This window comes from Leuconostoc sp., assembly GCF_965300815.1.
In genome coordinates, this window is record NZ_CBDKZH010000009.1 from 1 (window position 1) to 24,015 (window position 24,015).

General features: G+C 44.5%; 24 protein-coding genes. 23 read left to right on the forward strand and 1 reads right to left on the reverse strand.

Annotated features, from left to right (window positions below; genetic code table 11):
• Positions 1 to 71: 71 nt before the first annotated feature.
• The 14 genes from clpX to ACW12G_RS01445 all read left to right on the forward strand — a co-directional run bounded on the left by clpX (position 72) and on the right by ACW12G_RS01445 (position 14,766).
• Entirely contained in the window at positions 72 to 1,319 is a 1,248-nt protein-coding gene (gene clpX, locus ACW12G_RS01380) for an ATP-dependent Clp protease ATP-binding subunit ClpX (protein ID WP_455647097.1), read from the forward strand.
• A gap of 2 nt (positions 1,320 to 1,321) precedes the next feature.
• A complete protein-coding gene (gene yihA, locus ACW12G_RS01385; RefSeq protein WP_048700042.1) occupies positions 1,322 to 1,912 on the forward strand; it encodes a ribosome biogenesis GTP-binding protein YihA/YsxC in 591 nt (196 codons plus the stop codon).
• A gap of 75 nt (positions 1,913 to 1,987) precedes the next feature.
• Entirely contained in the window at positions 1,988 to 4,405 is a 2,418-nt protein-coding gene (priA, locus tag ACW12G_RS01390) for a primosomal protein N' (RefSeq protein ID WP_455647098.1), read from the forward strand.
• Between the two features lie 162 nt (positions 4,406 to 4,567).
• Entirely contained in the window at positions 4,568 to 5,536 is a 969-nt protein-coding gene (gene fmt / locus ACW12G_RS01395; protein WP_455647099.1) for a methionyl-tRNA formyltransferase, read from the forward strand.
• A complete protein-coding gene (rsmB, locus tag ACW12G_RS01400) occupies positions 5,529 to 6,887 on the forward strand; it encodes a 16S rRNA (cytosine(967)-C(5))-methyltransferase RsmB (RefSeq protein WP_455647100.1) in 1,359 nt (452 codons plus the stop codon). Before fmt ends, rsmB begins: the two co-directional genes overlap by 8 nt.
• A 32-nt stretch (positions 6,888 to 6,919) precedes the next feature.
• On the forward strand, positions 6,920 to 7,666 hold the full coding sequence (locus ACW12G_RS01405) for a protein phosphatase 2C domain-containing protein (protein WP_455647101.1): 747 nt from the start codon (positions 6,920 to 6,922) through the stop codon (positions 7,664 to 7,666).
• A gap of 2 nt (positions 7,667 to 7,668) precedes the next feature.
• A complete protein-coding gene (pknB, locus tag ACW12G_RS01410) occupies positions 7,669 to 9,558 on the forward strand; it encodes a Stk1 family PASTA domain-containing Ser/Thr kinase (protein WP_455647102.1) in 1,890 nt (629 codons plus the stop codon).
• Positions 9,559 to 9,624: 66 nt separating this feature from the next.
• Positions 9,625 to 10,530, forward strand: a complete 906-nt coding sequence (rsgA, locus tag ACW12G_RS01415; protein ID WP_147000663.1) for a ribosome small subunit-dependent GTPase A — start codon at positions 9,625 to 9,627, stop codon at positions 10,528 to 10,530.
• A 16-nt stretch (positions 10,531 to 10,546) separates the two neighbouring features.
• Positions 10,547 to 11,203 carry a ribulose-phosphate 3-epimerase gene (gene rpe / locus ACW12G_RS01420; protein WP_029509111.1) on the forward strand — a complete coding sequence of 219 codons (657 nt, stop codon included), beginning with the start codon at positions 10,547 to 10,549 and terminating at the stop codon, positions 11,201 to 11,203.
• On the forward strand, positions 11,203 to 11,841 hold the full coding sequence (locus tag ACW12G_RS01425; RefSeq protein ID WP_029509112.1) for a thiamine diphosphokinase: 639 nt from the start codon (positions 11,203 to 11,205) through the stop codon (positions 11,839 to 11,841). The genes rpe and ACW12G_RS01425 overlap by 1 nt, the downstream gene beginning before the upstream one ends.
• A 37-nt stretch (positions 11,842 to 11,878) precedes the next feature.
• Positions 11,879 to 12,193 (forward strand): thioredoxin, encoded by a 315-nt coding sequence (trxA, locus tag ACW12G_RS01430; protein WP_010001979.1) that lies wholly within the window; start codon positions 11,879 to 11,881, stop codon positions 12,191 to 12,193.
• An 88-nt stretch (positions 12,194 to 12,281) separates the two neighbouring features.
• A complete protein-coding gene (rpmB, locus tag ACW12G_RS01435; RefSeq protein ID WP_010001978.1) occupies positions 12,282 to 12,482 on the forward strand; it encodes a 50S ribosomal protein L28 in 201 nt (66 codons plus the stop codon).
• Between the two features lie 216 nt (positions 12,483 to 12,698).
• Positions 12,699 to 13,058: an Asp23/Gls24 family envelope stress response protein gene (locus tag ACW12G_RS01440; protein WP_029509114.1), complete on the forward strand. Its 360-nt coding sequence runs from the start codon at positions 12,699 to 12,701 to the stop codon at positions 13,056 to 13,058.
• Between the two features lie 7 nt (positions 13,059 to 13,065).
• Entirely contained in the window at positions 13,066 to 14,766 is a 1,701-nt protein-coding gene (locus tag ACW12G_RS01445) for a DAK2 domain-containing protein (RefSeq protein ID WP_068850344.1), read from the forward strand.
• A 47-nt stretch (positions 14,767 to 14,813) separates the two neighbouring features.
• Here the strand turns inward: ACW12G_RS01445 and ACW12G_RS01450 are convergent, their stop codons facing one another.
• Positions 14,814 to 15,020: a DUF4044 domain-containing protein gene (locus tag ACW12G_RS01450; RefSeq protein WP_010001974.1), complete on the reverse strand. Its 207-nt coding sequence runs from the start codon at positions 15,018 to 15,020 to the stop codon at positions 14,814 to 14,816.
• Between the two features lie 136 nt (positions 15,021 to 15,156).
• Between ACW12G_RS01450 and ACW12G_RS01455 the strand changes: the two genes are divergently transcribed.
• The 9 genes from ACW12G_RS01455 to ACW12G_RS01495 all read left to right on the forward strand — a co-directional run bounded on the left by ACW12G_RS01455 (position 15,157) and on the right by ACW12G_RS01495 (position 23,845).
• Positions 15,157 to 15,498, forward strand: coding sequence for a hypothetical protein (locus tag ACW12G_RS01455; protein WP_029509119.1), 342 nt, complete (start codon positions 15,157 to 15,159; stop codon positions 15,496 to 15,498).
• Between the two features lie 154 nt (positions 15,499 to 15,652).
• On the forward strand, positions 15,653 to 16,084 hold the full coding sequence (gene mraZ, locus ACW12G_RS01460) for a division/cell wall cluster transcriptional repressor MraZ (RefSeq protein ID WP_010001972.1): 432 nt from the start codon (positions 15,653 to 15,655) through the stop codon (positions 16,082 to 16,084).
• Between the two features lie 18 nt (positions 16,085 to 16,102).
• Positions 16,103 to 17,044 carry a 16S rRNA (cytosine(1402)-N(4))-methyltransferase RsmH gene (rsmH, locus tag ACW12G_RS01465; RefSeq protein ID WP_455647103.1) on the forward strand — a complete coding sequence of 314 codons (942 nt, stop codon included), beginning with the start codon at positions 16,103 to 16,105 and terminating at the stop codon, positions 17,042 to 17,044.
• Between the two features lie 16 nt (positions 17,045 to 17,060).
• On the forward strand, positions 17,061 to 17,417 hold the full coding sequence (locus ACW12G_RS01470; protein WP_146976463.1) for a cell division protein FtsL: 357 nt from the start codon (positions 17,061 to 17,063) through the stop codon (positions 17,415 to 17,417).
• Between the two features lie 2 nt (positions 17,418 to 17,419).
• Complete coding sequence (locus ACW12G_RS01475) at positions 17,420 to 19,600, forward strand: penicillin-binding transpeptidase domain-containing protein (protein WP_455647105.1); 2,181 nt, start codon at positions 17,420 to 17,422, stop codon at positions 19,598 to 19,600.
• Positions 19,601 to 19,610: 10 nt separating this feature from the next.
• Complete coding sequence (gene mraY, locus ACW12G_RS01480; RefSeq protein WP_019041048.1) at positions 19,611 to 20,573, forward strand: phospho-N-acetylmuramoyl-pentapeptide-transferase; 963 nt, start codon at positions 19,611 to 19,613, stop codon at positions 20,571 to 20,573.
• A 51-nt stretch (positions 20,574 to 20,624) separates the two neighbouring features.
• On the forward strand, positions 20,625 to 21,971 hold the full coding sequence (gene murD / locus ACW12G_RS01485; RefSeq protein ID WP_182056147.1) for a UDP-N-acetylmuramoyl-L-alanine--D-glutamate ligase: 1,347 nt from the start codon (positions 20,625 to 20,627) through the stop codon (positions 21,969 to 21,971).
• A 1-nt stretch (position 21,972) separates the two neighbouring features.
• Positions 21,973 to 23,082 (forward strand): undecaprenyldiphospho-muramoylpentapeptide beta-N-acetylglucosaminyltransferase, encoded by a 1,110-nt coding sequence (gene murG / locus ACW12G_RS01490; protein ID WP_147000660.1) that lies wholly within the window; start codon positions 21,973 to 21,975, stop codon positions 23,080 to 23,082.
• A 25-nt stretch (positions 23,083 to 23,107) separates the two neighbouring features.
• Entirely contained in the window at positions 23,108 to 23,845 is a 738-nt protein-coding gene (locus ACW12G_RS01495; protein ID WP_455647104.1) for a cell division protein FtsQ/DivIB, read from the forward strand.
• The last annotated feature ends 170 nt before the right edge of the window (positions 23,846 to 24,015 follow it).

Here is a 24,015-nt window from a genome sequence, read left to right on the forward strand (position 1 = left end):
TCTCTTAAAATAGATATTATTGACTATAGGTTAAAAATTGTTTTGAACTATTATATTTAAAGGTAAAAAATATGGCGCAGACACCAGGTTTTGAAGAAGAAATTTATTGTAGTTTTTGTGGCAAATCTGCGAGTGAAGTCAACAATATTGTCGCTGGGCCAAACGATATTTATATTTGTAATGAATGTGTGGCTTTGGCTCAAAATATTATCAATGAAGAATTGACGGTTGAACAAGCAGTTACCGCTTTGTCATTGCCTACCCCACATGTAATTGTGGCACAATTAAATGATTATGTTATTGGTCAAGAAGATGCGAAGAAGACATTGGCCGTGGCGGTTTATAATCACTATAAGCGCATTAATGAACACTTTGCGCCCACGACTGATGTTGAATTGCAAAAGTCAAATATTGCTTTGATTGGGCCAACTGGTTCAGGAAAGACGTATTTGGCCCAAAGTTTGGCGCGCATTTTGAACGTCCCATTCGCTATTGCGGATGCCACAACCTTGACGGAAGCCGGTTATGTCGGTGAAGACGTTGAAAATATTATTTTGAAGTTGCTCCAAGCTGCTAACTTTGATATTGAGGCTGCTCAACGTGGTATCATTTACGTGGATGAAATTGACAAGATTGCCAAAAAGTCAGAAAATGTGTCGATTACGCGTGATGTGTCAGGTGAAGGGGTGCAACAGGCTTTGCTAAAGATGCTTGAAGGCACGATTGCCAGTGTGCCACCTCAAGGTGGGCGTAAGCATCCGCAACAAGAATTGATTCAAGTCGATACAACTAACATTTTGTTTATTGTTGGTGGGGCATTTGCTGGGATTGATACGATTATCAAGGAACGTTTGGGTGAACGTGTGATTGGCTTTGGATCGCATGCTAATGAAAATGCCGCAGCGTTGGACGATGACAATATTCTCAAATATGTGCAACCAGAAGACTTAATCAAGTTTGGTTTGATTCCAGAATTTATTGGTCGCTTGCCAATTGTGACGGTTTTGGATGAATTGACGGTGTCTGATTTGGTGCGCATTTTAACAGAACCAAAAAACGCCTTGATTAAGCAATACCAAGCACTTTTGGGCTTAGATGATGTGGCACTAGAATTCCAACCAGATGCGTTAGAAGCGATGGCTGAATTGGCTATTAAGCGGCATACTGGTGCACGTGGGTTGCGTTCAATTATTGAACACGTCATGAAAGATGTGATGTTTGATATTCCAAGTCGTGACGATGTGGCAAAAGTTGTTATTACCAAGGCCTCAGTGTTGGATGGCGCGCAACCAGAATTGCATTTGAAGAAGGTGGACTAATCATGGATGTACACAATGTTGAAATGGTCATGAGTGCGGTGTCAGCCGCCCAATACCCAACGGATGGTAAGCCGGAAATTGCTTTAGTTGGTCGCTCAAATGTCGGTAAGTCATCTTTGACAAATACGTTGATTCAGCGTAAAAATTTTGCCCGCACGTCGTCACAGCCAGGTAAGACGCAAACGCTTAATTTTTATAATGTCGAAGACCAACTGTATTTCGTCGACGTGCCTGGGTACGGCTATGCCAAAGTGTCCAAGAAGCAACGTGAAGCTTTTGGTCAGATGATTGAGGAATATATCACGTCGCGTAAGCAATTGCGTGGTGTGATTAGCTTAGTTGATGCCCGCCATGATCCTAGTGCGGATGATATTGCGATGTATGAGTGGTTACACTACTATAATATTCCGGTTTTGGTTGTGGCAACAAAGGCCGATAAAATTTCAAAAAGTAAGTTTAACAAATACGAAGCCAATATTAAGCGCACGTTAGGATTTGACGAAGAAGATAGTGATTTCTTATTCTTCTCATCAGAAACGAAGTACGGTAAAGACCAAGTTTGGTCATGGATTGAATCACATATCACGATGTAAAAACCAACATGATTGTTGGTTTTTTTATTAGGCAGGAGCCTGCCAGAGATTTGCCACGTCTGATACAATTAAAGTATGACAAATCAACGTTATGCACAAATCATTGTGGATGTGCCCACAATGCAAACGAATCAACCCTACACGTATTTGATCCCAGAAGCCATGCAGGACACGCTACAACCAGGTATGCGAGTCGATGTACCTTTTGGGGCGCGCAACGTGATGGGCTTTGTGGTGGCGCTTCAAGAGACGCCGCCAGAGACGGTGGCTAATCTGCGACCAATTGCGCAGATACTAGACTTAACACCAGTGCTCAATACGGAATTACTGACGCTTTCCAGTGATTTAGCGCAAGAAACTTTCGCCTTTAGAATCTCGGTGTTACAAACCATGCTACCAAACGCCTTAAAAGCCAGTTATGATCGGGTTTTGACGTTGGTTGATGAGGTCGATGATGATGTTCGGGATCGCTTGTTTCGCGGGCTGGACCAAATAACCTTTCGTGCTAGTGACTGGTCTCATGACGACATTGCAAAATTTGCACAGCTACGGCGGACGCATCGCATTGAACAATCAATCACCGTTAGTAATCGCGCAAAAGTTAAAACACAGTTGGCTTATCGGTTAAGTGATGATGTCGACCTGTTAGAAACGGCATATGCTGAATTACCGCGTACCGCCAAGAAAAAAGCAGCCTTACTCCAGTTTATTTTGGGACATTTAGGCGAAACGTGGTTGAAAAAAGACTTGCAAGAACAATTGGCTGTGAGTGCCGCAACACTCAATCAAGCTGTTCAAGCACAATGGTTGGCCAAACAGCAAGTTGAACAATTGCGGGATCCATTTGCAACGATGACAATTGCGCCGTCACAAACATTACATCTTAATGCGGAACAACAAACCTCTTTTGACCAAATCACCTCAGCAGCTGATACTGGACAATACCAGCCATTTTTGCTAGAAGGGATTACCGGTTCTGGGAAAACAGAAGTTTATCTCCAGGCGGCCCAGCATGTGTTTGATAAAGGCCAAACCGTATTATTTTTAGTCCCAGAAATTGCGCTAACCCCACAAATGGTGCGCCGTGTGAAGTCGCGTTTTGGGGCGCAGACAGCCGTGCTACATTCTGGCTTGTCTGATGGCGAACGTTATGATGAATGGCGTCGCATTGAACGTGGCGATGTGAAAATCGTGGTTGGGGCACGGTCTGCAGTTTTTGCGCCATTGACTAATCTCGGTTTGATTATTGTTGATGAGGAACACGAAACAACGTATAAGCAAACAGATAACCCACGCTATCATGCGCGTGATGTTGCGCTATGGCGCGGCAAATATCATCAAATTCCGGTGATTTTGGGTTCAGCAACGCCATCATTAGAAAGTCGAGCCCGTGCCCAGCGCGGGGTTTATCAACATTTGCAACTGACGCAGCGTGCGGGTGGGGCCAGTTTACCACCTGTTACGATTGTTGACATGAAGACCATGCTTGCCGATGGACCGGAGACCAATTTTTCAGCACCATTACTTGAAAAATTAAAGGATCGGTTGGCACGTGGTGAGCAATCAGTGCTGATGTTGAATAAGCGCGGATTTTCAAGTTTTGTCATGTGTCGCGACTGTGGCTATGTGCCGCGCGACCCTAATTGTAATTTGGCCATGACGCTGCATATGGACTCACATACCCTGAAATGTCATTATTGTGGGCATGAAGAAGCGATTCCGCAACGTTGTCCAAGTTGTGGTTCACAACGTATTCGCTATTACGGCACAGGAACGGAAAAGGTAGCAGCTGAATTAGCAGAAATTTTACCGGAAGCACGCGTGTTACGCATGGACCAAGATACGACTCGTCGGAAAGGGAGCATGGATCGCATGCTCCAACAATTCGGGGCACACGAAGCCGATATTTTACTGGGGACTCAGATGATTGCCAAAGGGTTAGATTTTCCTGATGTGACCTTGGTTGGGGTGTTGAATGCCGATACGGCTTTAGGGCTACCTGATTTTCATGCTAGTGAACGCACCTTCCAACTACTGACACAAGTCAGTGGTCGGGCGGGGCGTGGTCAAAAAGCGGGTGAAGTGATTGTGCAGACGTTTAATCCGCAGCACTATGCCATTACGTATGCCCAGCAACATGATTACGAAGGGTTTTATCGCCAAGAGATGGCGGTACGTCATGCTGGCAATTATGCACCGTATTATTACACCGTGCAGATTCAAGCCAGCCACAGCGACGAAAATGAAACGGCTAAGCAAATGTTTCAAATTGCGAAATGGCTGCGACGCCGCGTTGGCGACGATGTGATCATTCTCGGCCCATCGCCTAAGCCGATTGCCAAGCTCCGCAATCGTTATTACTTCCAAATTATTCTTAAATTAAAAAAACGTGATAGTGTGGACAGTTTGCTCGATGAATTACAGCATCGTGCGCAAAAGGTCAAAGACGGGTTGCAGTTGAGCATCGATCGCGACCCAGTCTCGTTTATGTGACAAATACGTTACAGAATTTATGTTATAATGACTATTGGACATCAAAATACTCGTTATAACGAGTATTTTTTCGTGTAACAAGCTATCTTGGTTAGACAAATAAGATAGCACGACGTTAACAGGTGAGTTGACGTGATATTTAGATAAGAAAAGAGAACAAATATGACTTACTCCGTTGTATTCATGGGTACGCCAACCTTTGCCGTACCAATTTTAGAAGCATTAATTGCAGATCCACAATACGATGTGCAGGCCGTGGTTACGCAACCAGATCGCCCGCAAGGGCGTAAACGGGTGCTGACACCAAGTCCAGTGAAGGTGGCGGCACAGGCGCATGATTTGCCAGTTTTGCAACCTGAAAAGATGAATAATTCTGATGAAATGGCTCAAATCGTGGCTTTAGCGCCAGACTTCATCATTACGGCTGCGTTTGGCCAGTTTTTGCCAACGGCACTCCTAGACGCCGCCCAAATCGCGGCGGTCAATACCCACGCCTCATTATTACCAAAATATCGTGGTGGGGCACCCGTGCATTATGCGATTATGAATGGTGACACGGAAACTGGTGTGTCAATCATGTATATGGTCAAGCAAATGGATGCTGGGGATGTGATTGACGTGGTCAAAGTACCGATTACAGCTCAAGATAATGTTGGTACAATGTTTGACAAGCTCAGTTTGGCTGGGCGCGACTTGCTGCTGGCAACCTTACCTAAAATTGCGGCTGGCGCGATTGCGCCCGTGCCACAAGACGAAGCGGCGGTAAGTATCTCGCCAAATATTACCCGTGCGCAACAAAACTTAAACTTTACCCAAGAAACAGCGCAACAGTTGGATTGGCACATTCGCGGTCTTTATCCAACACATCCTGCCTATGTTCAGGTAGCTGGTCAACGTGTGAAGTTAATTCAAGTCACGCCATTACCAGAAACAACAGATGTCGCACCAGGGCACGTGGTTGCGCGTACTAAAAAAATGTTAACCATTGCAGCAGCTGATCACTCCGTTTTGCGTATTGATCAATTACAACCAGCCGGAAAATCTGTGATGTCAAGCCAAGCGTATTTGAATGGCGCAGGGAGTCAATTGACGAGCGGTGATTTATGGGCAGAGGAACCAATTCATGAGTGATAAACGTGTTTATAGCAATAACCCACGTGTTTTAGCCGTTCAAACGCTGGCTAAAATTAAGAATGGTGCTTATTCCAACTTACAATTAAATCAGGTGATCAAGCAACACCAGCTCGGTGAAGCGGATAAACGGTTGTTAACGACGTTGGTCTATGGTGTGATTCAACACCGGTTGACTTTTGAGTATTGGTTAGCGCCATTTGTCGGTGACAAAAAACTCAATCCCTGGGTGCGCGAATTATTGTATACAGCGCTTTTTCAAATGCAATATTTGAAAAAAATTCCCCAACACGCGATTTTTAATGAATCCATTGAAGTCGCTAAAATTTTGGGACATGTGGGCACGGCTAAATTTGTCACGGCGATTTTGCACAATATTAGTCGCCAAGGCTTGCCGGATACAGCGGCAATTGCTGATCCGATTGCGCGCTTGTCTGTTGAAGCGAGCTTACCAGTTTGGTTGATTAACGAATTGGTAGCCCAAAATGGTGAAGCTGCGACGCGCGCCCTTGTGGCCACAATTAATGATGCGCCCATGCAATCAGTGCGTGTTAACACAGTGCTGGCAACTGGTGAAGAAGTGGTGGCGTCATTGGCGGCCGAAAATATGACCGCGACACCATCACAAGTTGCGGATCATGCGTACATTGTGTCTGGTGGGCATGTGGCAAGTTCAACGGCTTATCAAAAAGGCTGGTTAACACTACAAGATGAAAGTGCCATGTTACCAGTTGAAAGCATGCACTTAACGCCAGCAGTCAAAAATGTTTTGGACGCCGCGGCAGCGCCTGGCGGGAAAACAACACAAATTGCGGCCTTAGTGGCTGATGATGCTCAAATTTTGGCCCTTGATGTGCATCCACATAAAATTAAACTCATTGAACAAAATGCAACGCGTTTGCAAGTGGCAGACCGCATTGCCACACAAGTCTTAGATGCACGAAAAGTGCCGACTGAAGTGGCAACCAAGTTTGACCGTATCTTAGTCGATGCCCCTTGTTCTGGCTTTGGTTTATTACGCCGCAAGCCTGAGATTCGTTATGACAAAACCCTTGAAGATGTCCAGAATTTAGCGCGTTTGCAGGGCGAAATTCTGGATTCAGTTAGCCAAAATGTGGCTGAAAATGGTATGATAGTGTACAGCACTTGCACAATTTTACGTCAAGAAAATGACGATGTGATTGCGCAATTCCTAGCCAAGCATCCGGAGTTCGAATTAGTGAAAACGCAAACAGCGCATGATCTAAAAGCCGATCGACAAGAAGCGGTGCTGCATATCTATCCAAACGATTACCATACTGATGGTTTCTTCGTGGCAACGCTGAAGAAGAAATCAGGCACAAACGCCTAATACGCAAATAGCATGTGATAGAAAAGAAACCTATGCAAGTAGCATTTCATACAGATTCTGGTGTCAAACGCCAGGAAAATCAGGACTATGTTGGCGGCTTTACCAATCAAGCCGGTCGTTTAATGGTTATGGTCGCTGACGGTGTGACCTCGACTCGTGGGGGTGAGGTCGCCAGTGCGATGGCTGTTGAACATTTTGGACATGCCTGGGAAACAACAACAATTGAAACCATGAAGTCAACAATTGATTGGCTAAAAGAAACGACGCACCAAGAGAATCAAGCCATTTTAGCTGCGGGTCAACGTTTTGAAGATTTGAAGCAGATGGCAACAACCTTGCTGATTGCGGTCATTTTTGATGATCAAATCGTGCTCGGCAATCTGGGCGATTCCAAAGCATTTTTACTCCATGATCAGGTACTCACGCAAATTTCTTGTGACCATAACTTGAAGAATGAATTAGTGCGTGCAGGGACTATGAGTCAAGCAGAAGCTGAGCGCCTAGCGCAAGCTAATAGTGTGACCCGTTATCTTGGGGTCGATGACCGTGCGGATATTGAGATTGCGCAATATCCATTTGTCGCAAATGATATGTTATTTTTAACCTCTGATGGCATTACCAAAGTGCTTGATGTCGGGACGATGACGGACATTATGCAACAAGCGACAACACTTGATATGCGAGCTTATGAATTAATTTCGGCTGCAAATCGTAATGGCGCCCCAGATAATGTGACGGCATTATTAGTAAGTCGTGATAATGAAGAGGATACAAAGTAAATATGTTACCAGATACAGTGACAGACAACCGTTATAGAATCATCAAATCACTTGGTGGTGGTGGTATGGCCAATGTTTATTTGGCGCACGACGAATTTTTAGACCGCGACGTGACCCTTAAAATGATGCGTCTGGATATGAAAAACAACACTGATCTGGTCGAACGTTTTAAGCGCGAAGCGATTGCGGCAACTGAACTAGTGCATCAAAATATTGTGCAGATTTATGATACTGGTGAATATGAAGGCACGCAGTATTTGGTGATGGAATATGTGGATGGCATGGATTTAAAAACATTCATTGCCGAAAATTTCCCAATCCCTTATCAACAAGTTGTTGATATTATGCTACAAATTTTAAGTGCCGTACAAGCTGCCCATGATGCTGATATTATTCACCGTGATTTGAAGCCCCAAAATATTTTAATTGACCGACAAGGTGACGTGAAGATTACGGATTTTGGTATTGCTGTGGCGAAGTCATCGCAAGAACTGACGCAAACTAACACGGTTATCGGCTCAGTCCATTATTTATCGCCTGAACAAACGCGTGGTGGCTTTGCCTCGGCTAAGTCAGATATTTATGCGTTGGGCGTGATGCTTTATGAAATGCTCACGAAGCAAGTTCCTTATGAAGGTGACACACCGGTTGCAGTGGCGATGAAGCATGCAACGGCGGAAATGCCCTCCGTGCGTGACTTTGACCCACGAATTCCTCAAGCCTTGGAAAACGTGATTTTAAGGGCAACGGCGAAACGCCCACAAGATCGTTATATGAGTGCAGCGGCGATGGCGGATGACTTGAGTTCAGTCTTGTCAGCACGTCGTGCGGATGAAGAACGCTTTGCGCCAATGTCGGAAACGTCTGATGATACGCGCATTATTCCGATGGCACAAATTCAAGACCAACTCAAAACAGGGGTGTCGTCAGATAAAATTTTCCCAGAAGAAGCACCGGAAGAACCGTCGGTGACCGATACAATCATTGAATATGGTAAAAAAGGTTACGCGATTAAAAACATCGCCAAAATTGTTGACCGGACACCATCGTATGTTCGGCACGTTTTGAAATTTAACGGGATTAAATTTCGTAAGGCGCATAAATGGCCGTGGGTGGTGCTGGGCTTACTTGTTTTGGCGATTGCTGGGATTTTCTTTTTAAATTATCAATCAAGTAAGGTGACTGTGCCTGATGTGACAAATTTGAGTCAAGACGCTGCTACGAGTCGCTTAAAGCGAGCAGGTTTGACAGTTGGCAGTGTCAGTTCGACCACGTCTAAAAGCATTGCAGAAGGTCATGTGGTGCGCACAACACCAACATCAGGAACCGCAGCAACCAAGGGCGATACGATTAATTTGATTGTGTCTTCTGGTCGCGCCAAGGTGCGTTTTGGTGACTATGTTGGGACTGACTATAGTTTAACGTCAGCGCAATTACGTGCCCAAGGCTATGCCATCACGAAAGAAGGCATCCCATCAGATGATGTGCCAGCTGGGAAGATTATTGCCCAGTCAATTGATGCCAATGGCAAAGTGGATCCAACCCAAACATCGGTTGTCTTTACAGTGTCAACTGGTGCAGTCAAGATTGTTGTGCCGGATTTCACGGGTAAGGCAACCCAGCAACAAGTACAAGATTGGGCAACTCAGCACAATATCGTGGTTAATTTTAACACCCAGTTTGATGGGGACACGAAAAAAGATTATGTGATCAGTCAATCAATTCGAGGTGGTTCAAGTATTACCAAGGATATGGTTTTGTTAGTGACGATTTCACAAGGGCCACAAGATACAAGCAGCGCCTCAAGCAGTAGTGCAAGCAGTTCAAGTAGCTCAAGTAGTAGTTCATCAAGTAGCACTTCAAGCAGTAGTGCGAGTGCCTCATCTAAATAACCGCTTTGCCTGATAGTGAAGTAAATTCAAGTCGATTACGGTCGGCTTTTTTGTTACAATAACATTATGAAAACAGGACGAATTATCCGCTCGTTAAGCGGTTATTATGATATACAAACAAGTGATGGGACAGTTGAACGGACGCGTGCCCGTGGTGAATTCCGTAAGTCAGGAAAAAAACCACTGGTGGGCGATTTTGTCGACTTTGAGAGTGAAAATGATGAGGGATTGATCTGGAAGATTCATCCACGTGAAAATGCCTTAGTACGGCCACCAGTGGCCAATATTGATGTGGCTGTCATTGTGACGGCATTGAAGGAGCCAAATTTTGCACCGAACTTGCTGGATCGCCAGTTGGTTGCCTTGGAAGCGGCAAATGTCACACCATTGATCTATTTTTCTAAGTCCGATTTATTGTCACCGGCTGAATTTGAGCAAGCGATGGCAGTTGCTGAGACGTATCGTAAAATTGGTTACACGGTGATTTTGCCGCAACCAGGCGCAGAAGATGTGGCCTTTGCAGCATTGCAACAAGCATTGTCGCATCGTGTGGCCGTCTTTATGGGGCAAACAGGGGCTGGGAAATCAACGCTACTTAATCATTTGTCACCAGAACTTGGTTTGGCAACAGGTGAGGTGTCTAAAGCATTGAGTCGTGGTAAACATACGACGCGTCAAGTGACGTTAATTCAAGTTGATGACGCCTTAATTGCGGACACACCAGGTTTTTCATCCTATGAAGTGTTTGATTTTCCAGCTGATGAACTCGACAATTATTTCCCAGAATTTGTCGCTTATCGACAGGATTGTCGTTTCCGTGGGTGCCGCCATTTGAATGAACCAGGGTGTGCCGTGAAGGCAGCGGTGTCTATTGGCGCGATTGCGGAATCACGGTATAATAGTTATAAGGCATTCTACGACCTGATTAAGGCGCAAAAGCCAAGATATAATACAGATAATCGAAACTTTTAGGAAGAAGGAATTAAGCATGTCAGGAATTATTGCGCCATCAATTTTAAGCGCGGACTATACCAATTTGGAACGTGATGTTAAGCTCGTTGAAGCAGCTGGTGCTGAATATTTACACATTGACGTCATGGATGGTAACTTTGTGCCATCAATCTCTTACGGACCAAACTGGGTCAAGCAACTCCGTCCAGAGACTGATATGGTCTTAGATGTACATTTGATGGTGACGAATCCCGAAAAAATCGTTGATGAATTTGCCGATGCCGGTGCCGACATCATCGGGGTGCATGTTGAAGCAACGCCACACATTCACCGTGCCCTACAAATGATTAAGAACAAGGGCGTTAAGGCGGAAGTTGTCATTAACCCAGGAACACCCGTTCTAGCCATTGAACCCGTGCTTGATATGGTTGATCAAGTATTGGTCATGACTGTAAACCCAGGCTTTGGGGGACAAAAGTTCTTGCCATCAACACTTGAAAAGATTGCCCAATTGCGTGCAGTGCGTGATGAATTAGGTTATGACTTTGATATCCAAGTTGATGGTGGTATCAACGATGAAACCGTTGTGGCGGCCTATGAAGCAGGGGCTAATGTTTTTGTTGCAGGTTCTTATGTTTATGATAAAGTGGATCCAGCTGCCAAAATTGCCCGTTTGAAAGCCTTGACAAAATAATGCAAATTAACATTTTAGCTGGCGCGCCAACTGAACTTTGGCCGGATGATCTCTTTCAAGAACCAGGCTTATGGATTGGGGCGGATCGCGGTGCTTGGCGTTTATATGAACGTGGCCTCCCGATGATGATGGCGGTTGGCGACTTTGATTCGCTGACAGACGCTGAATTGGCGACGTTGCAAGCGCATTTACAAGCCAATGAAATTATGCATGTGCAAGCAGAAAAAGATGAAACGGATACGGAATTAGCACTGCTATACGCCCAAAGACAGCAACCAGACCAAATCAAAGTATTTGGGGCAACGGGTGGGCGTGTCGACCATTTATTGAGTAATTTATGGTTGATGGCGAACCCCGTTTTTGACGCGATTGTCGAAAAAACCCAATTTATTGATCGCTTAAATGTGGTGAGTTATGTGAAGCCTGGTGAGAAGGAAGTGCATCAAATACCAGGGACGAAGTATCTTGGTTTTATGCCGCTAAATGACGTCAAAGATTTTCAAATTATTGACGCAAAGTATCCGTTATCACTGACCGATAATGTGGCTAAAATGTGGTCATCTAACGAATTTAAAGCAGATATTGTGCATATCAGCTTCAAAACTGGTATTGTTATGGTGACACAATCAAAAGATTAATGTTTTTTTGATTGTCAGGTACTAAGGAGGAATAGTAATGACTGTAAAAGCAATTTCAGATGCAGATTTTAAGGCGGCAACCGCCAATGGTGTGACAATTACTGATTTTTGGGCAACTTGGTGTGGCCCATGTCGGATGCAATCACCCGTATTAGAAGCGTTATCTGATGAAGTCGACAACGTGGAATTTGTTAAAATGGATGTCGATGAAAATCCTGAAACACCTGCTGAATTTGGTATCCGCGCGATTCCAACATTGCTTGTTCAAAAGGATGGGGAAGTGGTTGAACGTTTGACTGGTTTCCACACAAAAGACCAATTAGCAAATGTTTTAGCGAAATATACGAAATAACTTGCCATAGTTGCGAAAACCTGGTAAAATTTACTATTGTTGTAGAAAGAGCTTTTTTAAATCATTGGCTCGAAAAGGAGGGTCGAACATGGCAAAAGATGCTATTACAGGCGCACGCACACGCTTTGGTAACCAACGTTCACACGCGTTGAACTCAAGTCGTCGTAGCTGGAAGCCAAATTTGCAAAAAGTGACTGTTAAGATTAATGGTGCGCCTGCAAAGAAAGTTTATTTAACAGCGCGTACTTTGAAGGCCGGATTGAAGAACGGTTCAATCGAACGCGTATAATCGACAAAACGATGACAGTCGTTTTGGTTGATTATTCAAGTACGGCTGACATAAAACGACCACCATTTAGGTGGTTTTTTTATGTGGTATAACTGCTAAGAAAACGTTTCGCGTTGAGATATGTGTTAAAATAGTAGCAGTAAACCTTTAAGGAGGAAATGCGCGGTCAACGCGATGGCAATAGGCATTGTGGTTACTGGCCGTGTTCGATGAATTATGGCGATTAAAATTAAGGCTAAAAATGGTGACATCACAATTGAAAATGATGTCATTGCAACGATCGTGGGTGGCTCAGCGATTGAAAATCCAGGTGTTGTCGGCATGGCCTCAAAAGCCGCTTTTCGTGATGGGATGAACCAAATCTTGAATCGTGAAAATTACGCCAAAGGTGTTGTGGTGCATCAAGAAGACAACGGTGTGAGCGTTGATGTTTACTTGGTAGCACAATACGGCACAAAATTATCAGAAATTTCAAAATCAGTTCAAGGAAAAGTGAGATATAATCTTGACGCATTGCTTGGCATTCACGCAACAGAAGTTAACGTGATTGTTCAAGGTGTACGCGTCACAGACTAGGAGTGTCATGACTAAGATAACGACCATTACCAATGTTGAATTTGGTAAGATGATTAACGCTGCAGCGGCGTCATTAGCTGCCAATGCGGATAAAATTAATAAATTAAATGTGTTCCCCGTACCTGATGGTGACACAGGCACAAACATGAGCCTGTCCATGGCGAGTGGTGCCCAATATGAACGTGATGCGCTTGATACCCATATTGGTGCTTTGGCAAAGGCCACATCAAAAGGGTTATTGATGGGCGCGCGCGGGAATTCTGGCGTCATTTTGTCACAAATTTTCCGTGGTTTTGCCAATGCGGTCGAAGACAAGGCAACATTGTCAGCGCGTGATATGGCCGATGCTTTGATGTCTGGGGCAAAAATCGCTTACAAGTCAGTGATGAAGCCGACTGAAGGGACGATTTTGACGGTGATTCGCGAAGCAGCTGCCAAAGCTAATCAAGTGGCTGAAGAAACCGATGATGTTGTGGTGCTCATGCAAGCTGTGGATGAAGCAGCTCAAGCAGCCCTTGATAGCACCCCTGAATTATTGCCAGTTTTGAAAGAAGTTGGCGTTGTTGATTCAGGTGGTCAAGGTTTGGTCTTTGTTTTACGTGCCTTTTATCAAGTGTTGAGTGGCAACTTTAATGAAGAAGATTTGCAAGCCCCTGACAATGCGGCGTTGGATCAAATGGTGAAGGAATTACACGCTGGCGCCCAAGCCAACAGTAATTTAGATCCTGACGATATTGAATATGGTTATTGTACTGAAGTGATGGTTCAGATCGGCAAAGGGACAACTTTTGACCGTGAATTTGATTACGAACCTTTCTATAATCATTTGGCCGAATTAGGCGATTCCTTACTTGTGATTAATGATGATGAAATCGTTAAGGTGCACGTGCATACTGAAAACCCAGGCGAAGTGATTGGTTGGGGCACACATTTTGGTTCTTTGGTGAAAGTTAAAGTTGATAACATGCGTGATCAACAACAAGCAGTCATCGACGCACAACGTGCTGAAGAAAACCAAGCGGCCAAAATGGTTGCTGCCAATGTACCAGTTTCAGATACGGCGGTTATTACGATTGCGGCTGGTGACGGTGTGGCCGAACTCTTTAAGAGCTTAGGCGTACACACAGTCATTTCTGGTGGCCAAACGATGAATCCATCGACAGCAGATATCGTGGCGGCAATTGAAGCTAGTGGCGCTAAGCAAGCAATTATCTTGCCAAACAATTCCAATATTTTCATGGCCGCTGAACAAGCAGTTGATTTAGTTGACATCCCAGCACAAGTTGTGAAGACACGGACGATTCAACAAGGTTTGACCGCAATGATGGGTTATAATCCAGACGCTGATTTGGCTACAAATGCTGATGAAATGGCTGCTGCGATGGCTGAAGTGAAGTCTGCACAAATTACGCAAGCCGTTCGTGACACTGTGCTTGACGGTGTTGAAATTCATGATGGTGATTGGTTGGGCATTCTTGATGGCGATATTGCCGTTGTGACCAAGAAAGTCTATGATGCAGCGCTGGAAGCTGTGAGCCAAATGTTAGATGACGACTCTGAAATTGTCACAATTATTTTCGGAGAAGATCTCAAGCAAAAGGATGCTGACAAGTTAGCAGCAGCTATTTTAGCGATTGATGACGATCTCGAAGTTGAAATTCATGACGGTCAACAACCACTATACCCATATTTGTTAGCAGTTGAATAACAGATGACACTAAAAAAAGCAGCGTGAGCTGCTTTTTTTAGTGGTGATTATAACCAACCTAGGGCGTTGATTGAGGCGTAAAAGACACCACCAATCATCAAAATGATCATTAACCACGCCATGACTAAAGTCATTTTTTCAATGCGTGTCCGTGATTTGCGTTCGATTTTTGGCATACGGTGTTGGTTGAGCTTCGCGTCAATTTCAGCTTGTAATTTGGCGTTCGTTGGTCGCGGCGTTTGTTCGTCAGTCATAGTCTACCTCGTAAAGTTATTCCCATTTAGTTTAACATAATCTCTTCATGCGGTGCAATTCACAAACGACCGCGGCTTGCCTTTTTGGGGGAGTTTCGGTATTCTGGTTTAAGATGAGGAACATAGAGGTAGTGATATGCAATGGTGGTTTTGGTCGGTTGGCGCGGTGATAATCTTGGTTATCGCATTGACGGTTAATCGTAAATTTCATGTTGGCAAATTTCAGTTTAGCCTGTTAGATCTTGCAGTCATCCCGCTTTGGTTGTGCCTGCACTTTGCCATGGGTGAACGCTTTGGTGTGAGTTGGTGGGCCTGGATGCTGATGGGGTGGTGTGTCATTGGAATTGTGTTGTCCTGGTATTTGTTACGTAACCGCTGGTCACTTTGGTTATTTTGGCGACGATTTTGGGTCTGGAGTGGGCTATTTGCAGCATTTTTGTTAATGATTGTGACCGTTTTTGGGTTTATCTCCCACTGACACCCACTTTGACAGAAAGTACGACTATCAAGGGATAGTCGTACTTTTTTTGTGTCATAAATTTACTAAATTGTGACAAAATGGGAATAAGGTGGAGGGAAGTGGGTAAATGTGGTAAATTAATAGTATAGATTTTTTAATGGGGGTGGTCCTTATGTTCATGGGCGAATATTCACATACGCTCGATGCAAAAGGGCGACTCATAATACCGGCAAAATTTCGTCATCAGTTAGGCGACAAGTTTGTTGTCACCCGTTGGATGGAACACGCATTACGTGCCATGCCAATGCCTATCTGGGAAAAATTAGAAACACAATTAAATGAACTCCCTTTAGGGAAAAAAGAAGCGCGCCAATTTAAACGCTTTGTTTTGGCTGGTGCCATGGAAGCGGAAATTGATAAGCAAGGGCGTATTATTGTACCGGCCAATTTGCGAGAATATGCTGGTTTGGAAAAAGATGTCATCGTGACCGGCTCCGGTGATTCATTTGAAATCTGGCAAGCAGCACGTTGGCAAGCCTATACATCAGCGACGGCGGATAACTTTGATGAGATTGCAGAAGGACTAGTTGATTTTGACTTCTAGTTGAAAAGGAAGGTTTTAATGTCAGAATTTGAACATGTCACAGTACTCCTCCATGAGGCAGTTGCCTTACTTGAGATTAAACCTGACGGTCTTTACGTGGATGCCACACTAGGTGGTGGTGGTCATACAGGTGAAATCCTAAAGCAGTTAACGACTGGGACGCTGTATAGCTTTGATCAAGATGACACCGCGATTCAATACAACACCAAACTGTATGCTGATGAAATTGCGGCCGGTAAGCTGGTCTTAATTCATCAAAATTTCCGAACGCTCAAGTCAGCATTAGCAGAACGTGGTGTCACGGCCGTTGACGGCATTGTTTATGATCTTGGCGTGAGTTCTGTGCAATTTGATGATGGGCAACGGGGCTTTAGCTATAATTACGATGCTGAATTAGATATGCGGATGGATCAACGTCAAACATTAACGGCGAAAACAATTGTTAATGACTGGCCTTTCAATGATTTATTACGTATTCTCAGCCGTTACGGCGAAGATCGTTTCCCAAAGCAAATTGCACGTAAAATCGAGCAGCATCGGGAAAACGGACCAATCAATACAACGTTTGAATTAGTGGACATTATCAAAGAAGCGATTCCAGCACCAGCACGACGTAAGGGTGGTCATCCGGCCAAACGTACGTTCCAAGCATTACGCATTGCCGTCAATGATGAATTAGGTGCGTTGGAAGATTCTTTGACACAAGCGATTGATTTATTGGCCCCCGATGGCCGCATTAGCGTGATTACCTTCCAATCGTTAGAAGATCGTCTCGTTAAACAAATGTTTCGTGAAAAGACAACCGCGCCCGAATTACCTGCTGGCTTACCCGTTTTGCCAGGGCAATTTGAAGCCGATTACACATTGTTAACTCGCAAGCCAATACTACCTAGTCAAGATGAGATGGCCGACAATCACCGGTCAGAATCAGCCAAGTTACGTGGTATCGCACGACAATAAGATTTAGGAGCTGCATATGGCACAAAATGCATATCAATATACCACGACTGCGGAAGCTATACCGCTATCACAACCTAAAACACGGATTAAATACAAGCCTGCACGTTGGACAAGAAAAGAACGGATGATGGTGGCTTTTGTGTCTGCCGTGGTAATGATTTTGATGGTGGGCGTTGTCTTTTCAAGTATGCAAGCTAATGCGGCGCGTACGAACATGCAAGTCATGCAAACGCAAATTGATGAAACAAAACAGGCGAATGATGCGTTACGTAGTGACATTCAAAGTAAGACAAGCAAAAAGAACTTAGACGAGGTTGCTAAAAAGTATGATATGACATTATCAGATAGCAACGTTAGAAATGTTAACCAATAATGATGAAAAAAAACGTGAGACGTATACCGAATAGAAGAGTCACACAGAACGCCAAAATTTTTGGTGGTGTATTGTTGGGGGCAATGATACTTGTGACACTCGGACTCGGGATACGTCTTTTTATTATTGCAAGTGGTTCTGTAGACGGCCATAACCTCAACGATGCGACCAGACAAGCCTTTATGGCGAAACAAATTGTGCCAGCCAACCGCGGTCGCATTTTTGATGCGTCGGGTAATGTCTTGGCTGAAAATACAACGGTTTATGATATGTATGCCGTGTTAGACAAAAAAGTATTACGCACCAAAGACCCCAAGACTGGCAAGTACGTGGCGGGTTCCGGTCACGTTGAAGATCCGGAACTGACAGCTGAAAAGTTAAGCCAAGTCATTGACATGAGCAAATCAGAAATTTTGAAGCGTCTGGAAAAGAAAGCTTATCAAGTTGAATTTATCTCAACAAAAGGCCAAGCTAGTAAAAATTTGTCGATTGCCCAATATGAAAAAATTAAGGCAATGAATTTGCCAGGGATTAACTTCACGCCGCATGCGGCACGTAGTTATCCTGAAGATAGCACAGCCTCACATTTAATCGGCATGACGAAAAGTAATCAGGATACCCAAACGGGCCAAATGGTGCAGTCAGGTTTGATGGGTATTGAAGCCGCTGAAAATAGTACTTTAGCGGGTAAAAATGGCATTAAGCAGTATGATGGCCAAAAAGAAAACACCAAGGGCAGTCAAACCGTCCAAAATGGGAATGATGTGTATCTCACGTTAGATAATAATTTGCAAAACACATTAGAAACACGGATGGATGATCTGTTTGCCACAACGAAAGCTGAGTCAGCGGTTGGGGTGTTGATGGAAGCAAAAACGGGTCGGATTGTCGCAGCTACCCAACGGCCTAATTTTAATCCCAATGATAAAAACGATAGCCCAAAGCTTTGGACTAATCTATTAGACCAAGGGCCATTTGAACCTGGTTCAACGATGAAAGGCATCACGCTGGCGGCCGCCATTGATACAGGTAAGTGGCAGCCAGATGACACTTATCAATCAGGAACACTGTTGATTGATGGCAAAAAAGTGGTCGATGCTTTTGGTCAAAATCAAGGGGTGCTAACGTATCGAGAGGGGTTCTGGCGTTCTTCAAACGTGGCCTTTGCCAAAGTTGAGCAGAAGTTAGGCGCAACGACTTGGCGCCAATATCTGGAAAAGTTCCGCTTTTTACAATCTACACATTCAGGGCTAAGTAATGAGTCAGCAGGTAATATTTCATTTGATTATCCCATTGACCAAGCCAATACGGCGTATGGTCAAGGGATTAGTGTGACACCGTTGCAAATGTTACAAGCCTATTCTGCTATCGCCAATGATGGTAAGGAAATCAAACCATACTTTGTGGATAAAGTGGTCAATCCAGCGACCGGTGCCGTTGTTGAACAAGGCAAAACGGTCGAAGTTGCGCGTCCCATCAAAGCTAGTACGGCGAAACAAGTCCGTAAGTACATGATTGATGTTGTTAATCAAAAAACAGGGACTGCCAAAGAATTTGACTTGCGCAAATATGGCTATCAAATTGCGGCTAAGACTGGAACGGCCCAGATTTCACAAGGTGGGCAATATCTGCAAGGGTTGAATAACGCGATTCATTCGGTGATGGTCTTAGCACCGGAAAAAAATCCAAAATATATTTTCTATTTGGCCGTTCAGCAACCAAAGGTTTTCCCAGATCCCACGATTCAAATCACGATGAACAAAGTTTTTCAGCCTTTGATGCTGCAAGCTTTAAATAGTAGTGATAGTGCGGTAAAATCAAAAACAACCAAACAAACGGTGCCTAATGTGGTGGGGCAATCCATTCAAGATGCGACCGACACAATGACACAAGCAGGCTTTAGAACGGCGGTGGTTGGGTCAACTGGTAACATTACGGCACAGTCGTTGTTACCAGATCAAAAGTCACTGACCAATCAGCTTGTTATTTTGAAGGCCAAAGGCAATACTCATTTACCTGATATGACCGGTTGGAGTTTGACTGATGCGCAAGCATTTGCTGATGCAGCAGGGTTTAAACTGACTTGGACAGGTTCTGGTTATGTCACGAGTCAAAGCATTGCCAAAGACCAATTGGTTGTCAACACCAGTCAAGTGGCCATCACATTAAAAGAGAAGCAGTAGGAGAGAGCAAATGTCAGATAATTTATGGGCTTTAGCCCGAGCGTTCATTGTCACGGTAATTTTCATGCCGATGGTAATTAAGTTCTTAAAACAATCTAAGGAACAGGCCGTGATTCGGCGTTTAGGGCCGGATCATCAAGCCAAAGCCGGTACCCCAAGTATGGGTGGCGCATTGTTTGTCGCGGCTGCCGCGTTGAGTGCCTTGATTGGGGCAGGTGCCACAGCCGGGTTTGCCGGTTTGGCAGCCATGTCATTACCGGTCATGGCTTTACTCGCCTATGCGGTGATTGGTGGGATTGACGATGCCTTGAAAATGGTGCGACGTGCTGATGAAGGCTTTGCTTTTAAGCCAAAGTTAGCGGCGCAAACTATTAGTGCCGTTGTGATTATGATCATGATGTGGGCGATGGGCGTGCCATTTACGTTGTATGTACCGCTCCTTGGTACGCTGCACTTGGGTATCTTTTACTTTATCTTTTTGTGGTTCTGGCTGGTGGGTTGGTCAAACGCCACAAATTTGACGGACGGCCTGGATGGGTTGCTTGCCGGAACGAGTATCGTCGTTTATGCGGCCTATGCGGTCATTGCCAATAACATGCATCAGCAAACGATTGTCATCTTTAACTTTGCGGTTATCGGTGCGCTCCTTGGTTTCTTAATTTTCAATAAGCCAAAGGCGAAAATTTTTATGGGCGATACTGGTTCGCTGGCATTAGGAGCTGGATTAGCCATGGAATCAATTTTATTGGGGATTCCATTCTCATTGGTTTGGTTCGGTTTGATTTTTGTGATTGAGACATTATCCGTCATTATTCAAACGGTCGGGTACCATTACTGGCATAAGCGGATTTTCCCCATGGCCCCAATTCATCATTCATTTGAAAAGTTTGGTTGGAGTGAATGGCAAATCGACACCCTATTTTGGATTGTGTCAGCGATCTTAGCAGTTGCGGGCATCTTTTACATGAATTAATACAGGTAGGCAATTTAGCCTACGTACATAAAAAATAAGGAGCAGGAGAATATGAAGGCACAAGCATTCAACAATAAAAAAGTGATGGTATTTGGTTGGGCGCGCTCTGGTAAAGCAGCAGCCCAACGTCTTGTGGCGCTGGGTGCTCAAGTGACGGTTGTCAATGGTGGTGATTTTGCACCGGACGACACCTTTAACCAGTTACAAGCTGCTGGTGTGACTTTCATTAATCATGATGAGGCGACACCTCTGGACGCATCATTTGATTACTTGATCAAAAATCCTGGTATTCCTTATGACACAGCTTTGGTACAACGTGCCATGGCTCTTGATATTCCTGTACTAACCGAGGTAGCAGTCGCATTAAGTTCGTTTGAAGGCCGTCTGATTGCTGTTACTGGTTCAAATGGGAAGACCACTACCACGTCACTTATTCGTGACATGTTATTAGCAGATGGTCAACGGGTAACGACGGCCGGCAATATCGGAACACCAGTGAGTGAAGTGGTACCTGCATTAACTGCTGATGATACCTTGCTATTAGAATTATCAAGTTTTCAATTAATGGGTGTGCCGGATATCCAACCAGATATTGCCTTAATCACCAATATTTTTGCTAATCATTTGGATTATCATGGTACACGTGAACAGTATGTCGCAGCAAAGTTTCAATTGACACAAAATCAAACGGCGGCGCAAACGTTGGTGCTGAATGCTGATAGCCCAGACACAGCGCAGTTTACTGCAGATACAGCTGCGCAAGTGGTACCCTTTTCACGGACACAATCGGGTCACCGTGTGGCAGCGACAGCGGGCAATTTAGTGATTGATGATCAAGTTGTGATGCCGCTGACCGCCATTAAACTGGTTGGGCCACATAATCTTGAAAATATCTTAGCGGCCGTCACAGTAGCCAAACTTGCCGGCGTAGAAAATGAGGCAATTCGCCAAGTGCTTGCGTCATTTGGCGGTGTGGCGCATCGATTAGAATATTTGTTTACCGACCAAGCAGTAATGTATTACAATGATTCCAAAGCGACAGATATTGAGGCGACGCAAACGGCGTTGGATAGTTTTGACCAACCCACAATTTGGTTGGCTGGTGGTCTAGATCGAGGTGATGACTTAACACGTTTGTTGCCAAATATGACCCATGTTAAAACTGTGGTGGCCTTTGGTGAAACGCAACAAAAGGTTGTTGCTGTTGCCCAAGCGGCTGGTCTACCCGTTCAAACGGTTGATGATGTCGCCGCCGCGGCCAGACTTGCTGTCACCTTGGCGCAAGCCGGCGATGTGGTCTTATTATCACCGGCCGCAGCAAGTTGGGATCAGTATGATAACTTTGAAATCCGCGGTGAGGCATTTGTAAGTGAATTAAAGAAAGTTTTGGGGCGATAATATGCGTGTAATTTTATCAGGTGGTGGCACAGGTGGCCACATTTATCCAGCTTTAGCATTAGCAGAAGTGATTAAGCAACATGATCCGGATGCAGAATTTTTATATGTTGGGTCAGAACGGGGGGTCGAAGCCAATATTGTCCCACCAACTGGCATGGCGTTTAAGCAATTGGCCGTTCAAGGATTCAGGCGCTCATTATCACTGGACAATATTCAAACTGTGCGGCTATTCTTGAAAGCAGTGAAGCAGTCAAAAAAGATTATTAAAGAGTTCAAACCAGATGTTGTGGTTGGAACAGGTGGTTACGTGGCCGGTGCTGTTGTTTATGCGGCCCAACGGATGCATATTCCAACTGTGATTCATGAACAAAATTCAGTCGCTGGCGTGACCAATAAATTTTTGGCACGTGGGGCAACCAAGATTGGGGTCGCTTTTAGTGTCGCAAAAGACCAATTCCCCACAGATAAAGTGACTTTAGTCGGTAATCCACGTGCGCAACAAGTTGCACAATTGAAGTCAACTTTTTCTTGGCAAACTCTGGGCTTGCGAGATGATAAGCCAACATTGTTGATTTTTGGTGGCTCACAAGGTGCCCCAGCCATTAACTTAGCAGTTATCGAAGCGATGAATGAGTTGAATACACGGCCTTATCAAATTGTGATTGTTACTGGCCCCAAGCGCTATGATAACGTCATTAACTTATTGCAAGCGCAAGGTATCTCAGCAGCTGATAATATTCGCATTGTGCCATATATTGATAACATGCCAGAAGTCTTGGCACAAACAACAGCGATTGTGTCACGCGCAGGGGCAACATCAATTGCTGAAATTACAGCGTTGGGCATTCCTTCTATTTTGGTCCCAAGCTTACACGTCACAGGCGACCATCAAACTAAGAATGCCAAAAGCTTAGTCGATGCTGGTGCAGCACTAATTATTCCTGAACCAGAACTCAATGGTCAGACACTTATTGCCGCAGCAGATCAATTATTATTAGACACGACCACGAGCGATAAGATGGCCGCACAAGCCACAAAGGTTGGCATGCCAGATGCTGGCGATCGCTTGTATCAGCTGCTTTTGTCAGCAATTTCAGAAAAGAAAGATTGATATTTTGACTGATGCAACAAACAACATGCGATTAAAAAAATCGATACCGCGTCAATTTTGGCTGAACTTGGTAATCTTTGTGTTGGTCATCATCAGTTTGATTGTGTTGCTACAACCATGGCGAGTTGTTCAGACTGTCACCGTACAATCAGCGACAATTCCAGCAACGGCAATTGAAGCAGATGCCAATATTAAGAAAAACACACCGCTTTGGCGTGTGACTGGGCAAACCAATTTTATTGTGCAACGTATTTTGCAAAAGAATCCAGCTGTTGATGCAGCGCAAGTCACGGTTAACGGCCAGCATGTGACCATTAAAGTAATTGAAAAAGTTACGGCTGGTTATGTATATCAAAATGGGCAGTGGCTGGGGGTGGATCGTAATGGGCTGCAACAAAAAGTTGCTGCAGCAAAAGGGGATGCACCAGTTTATGCAGGGTTTAAATCGCAATCAGAATTACAACAAGTTGTCCAAGGCTTTGTTGGACTGGAGTTGACCTTACGTCAAAATATCAGTCAAATTACGCTGTCACCTAATAAAGACAATGCGCATCGTTTGGTAATTATTATGGATGATGGCAATACAGTGTATGCGACCAGCAAAACGTTTGGTCAAAAGATTAGTTATTATCCTGGCATTGCAGCCCAAATGCCTGAAAAAGGGATTGTTGATTTGCAGTTTGGGGCCTACTCACATGCGTATGGGGTGACCCAGGATAAACCGCAAAAAAACGCGGCTGAGAAAACGACACAAACGCCATAATCGGTGGCGTAAGATACCTATTTTATGCTATTATTATTATTAGGTATATTTTATAAAAAATAATTTTGTAAAGGGGCACAACGCATGAATAACGCAGGCGTGACGGGTGGTTTTGATATTGGTACCACAGCAATTAAAGTTGTGATTGCACAGACTACTGGCAACCAGGT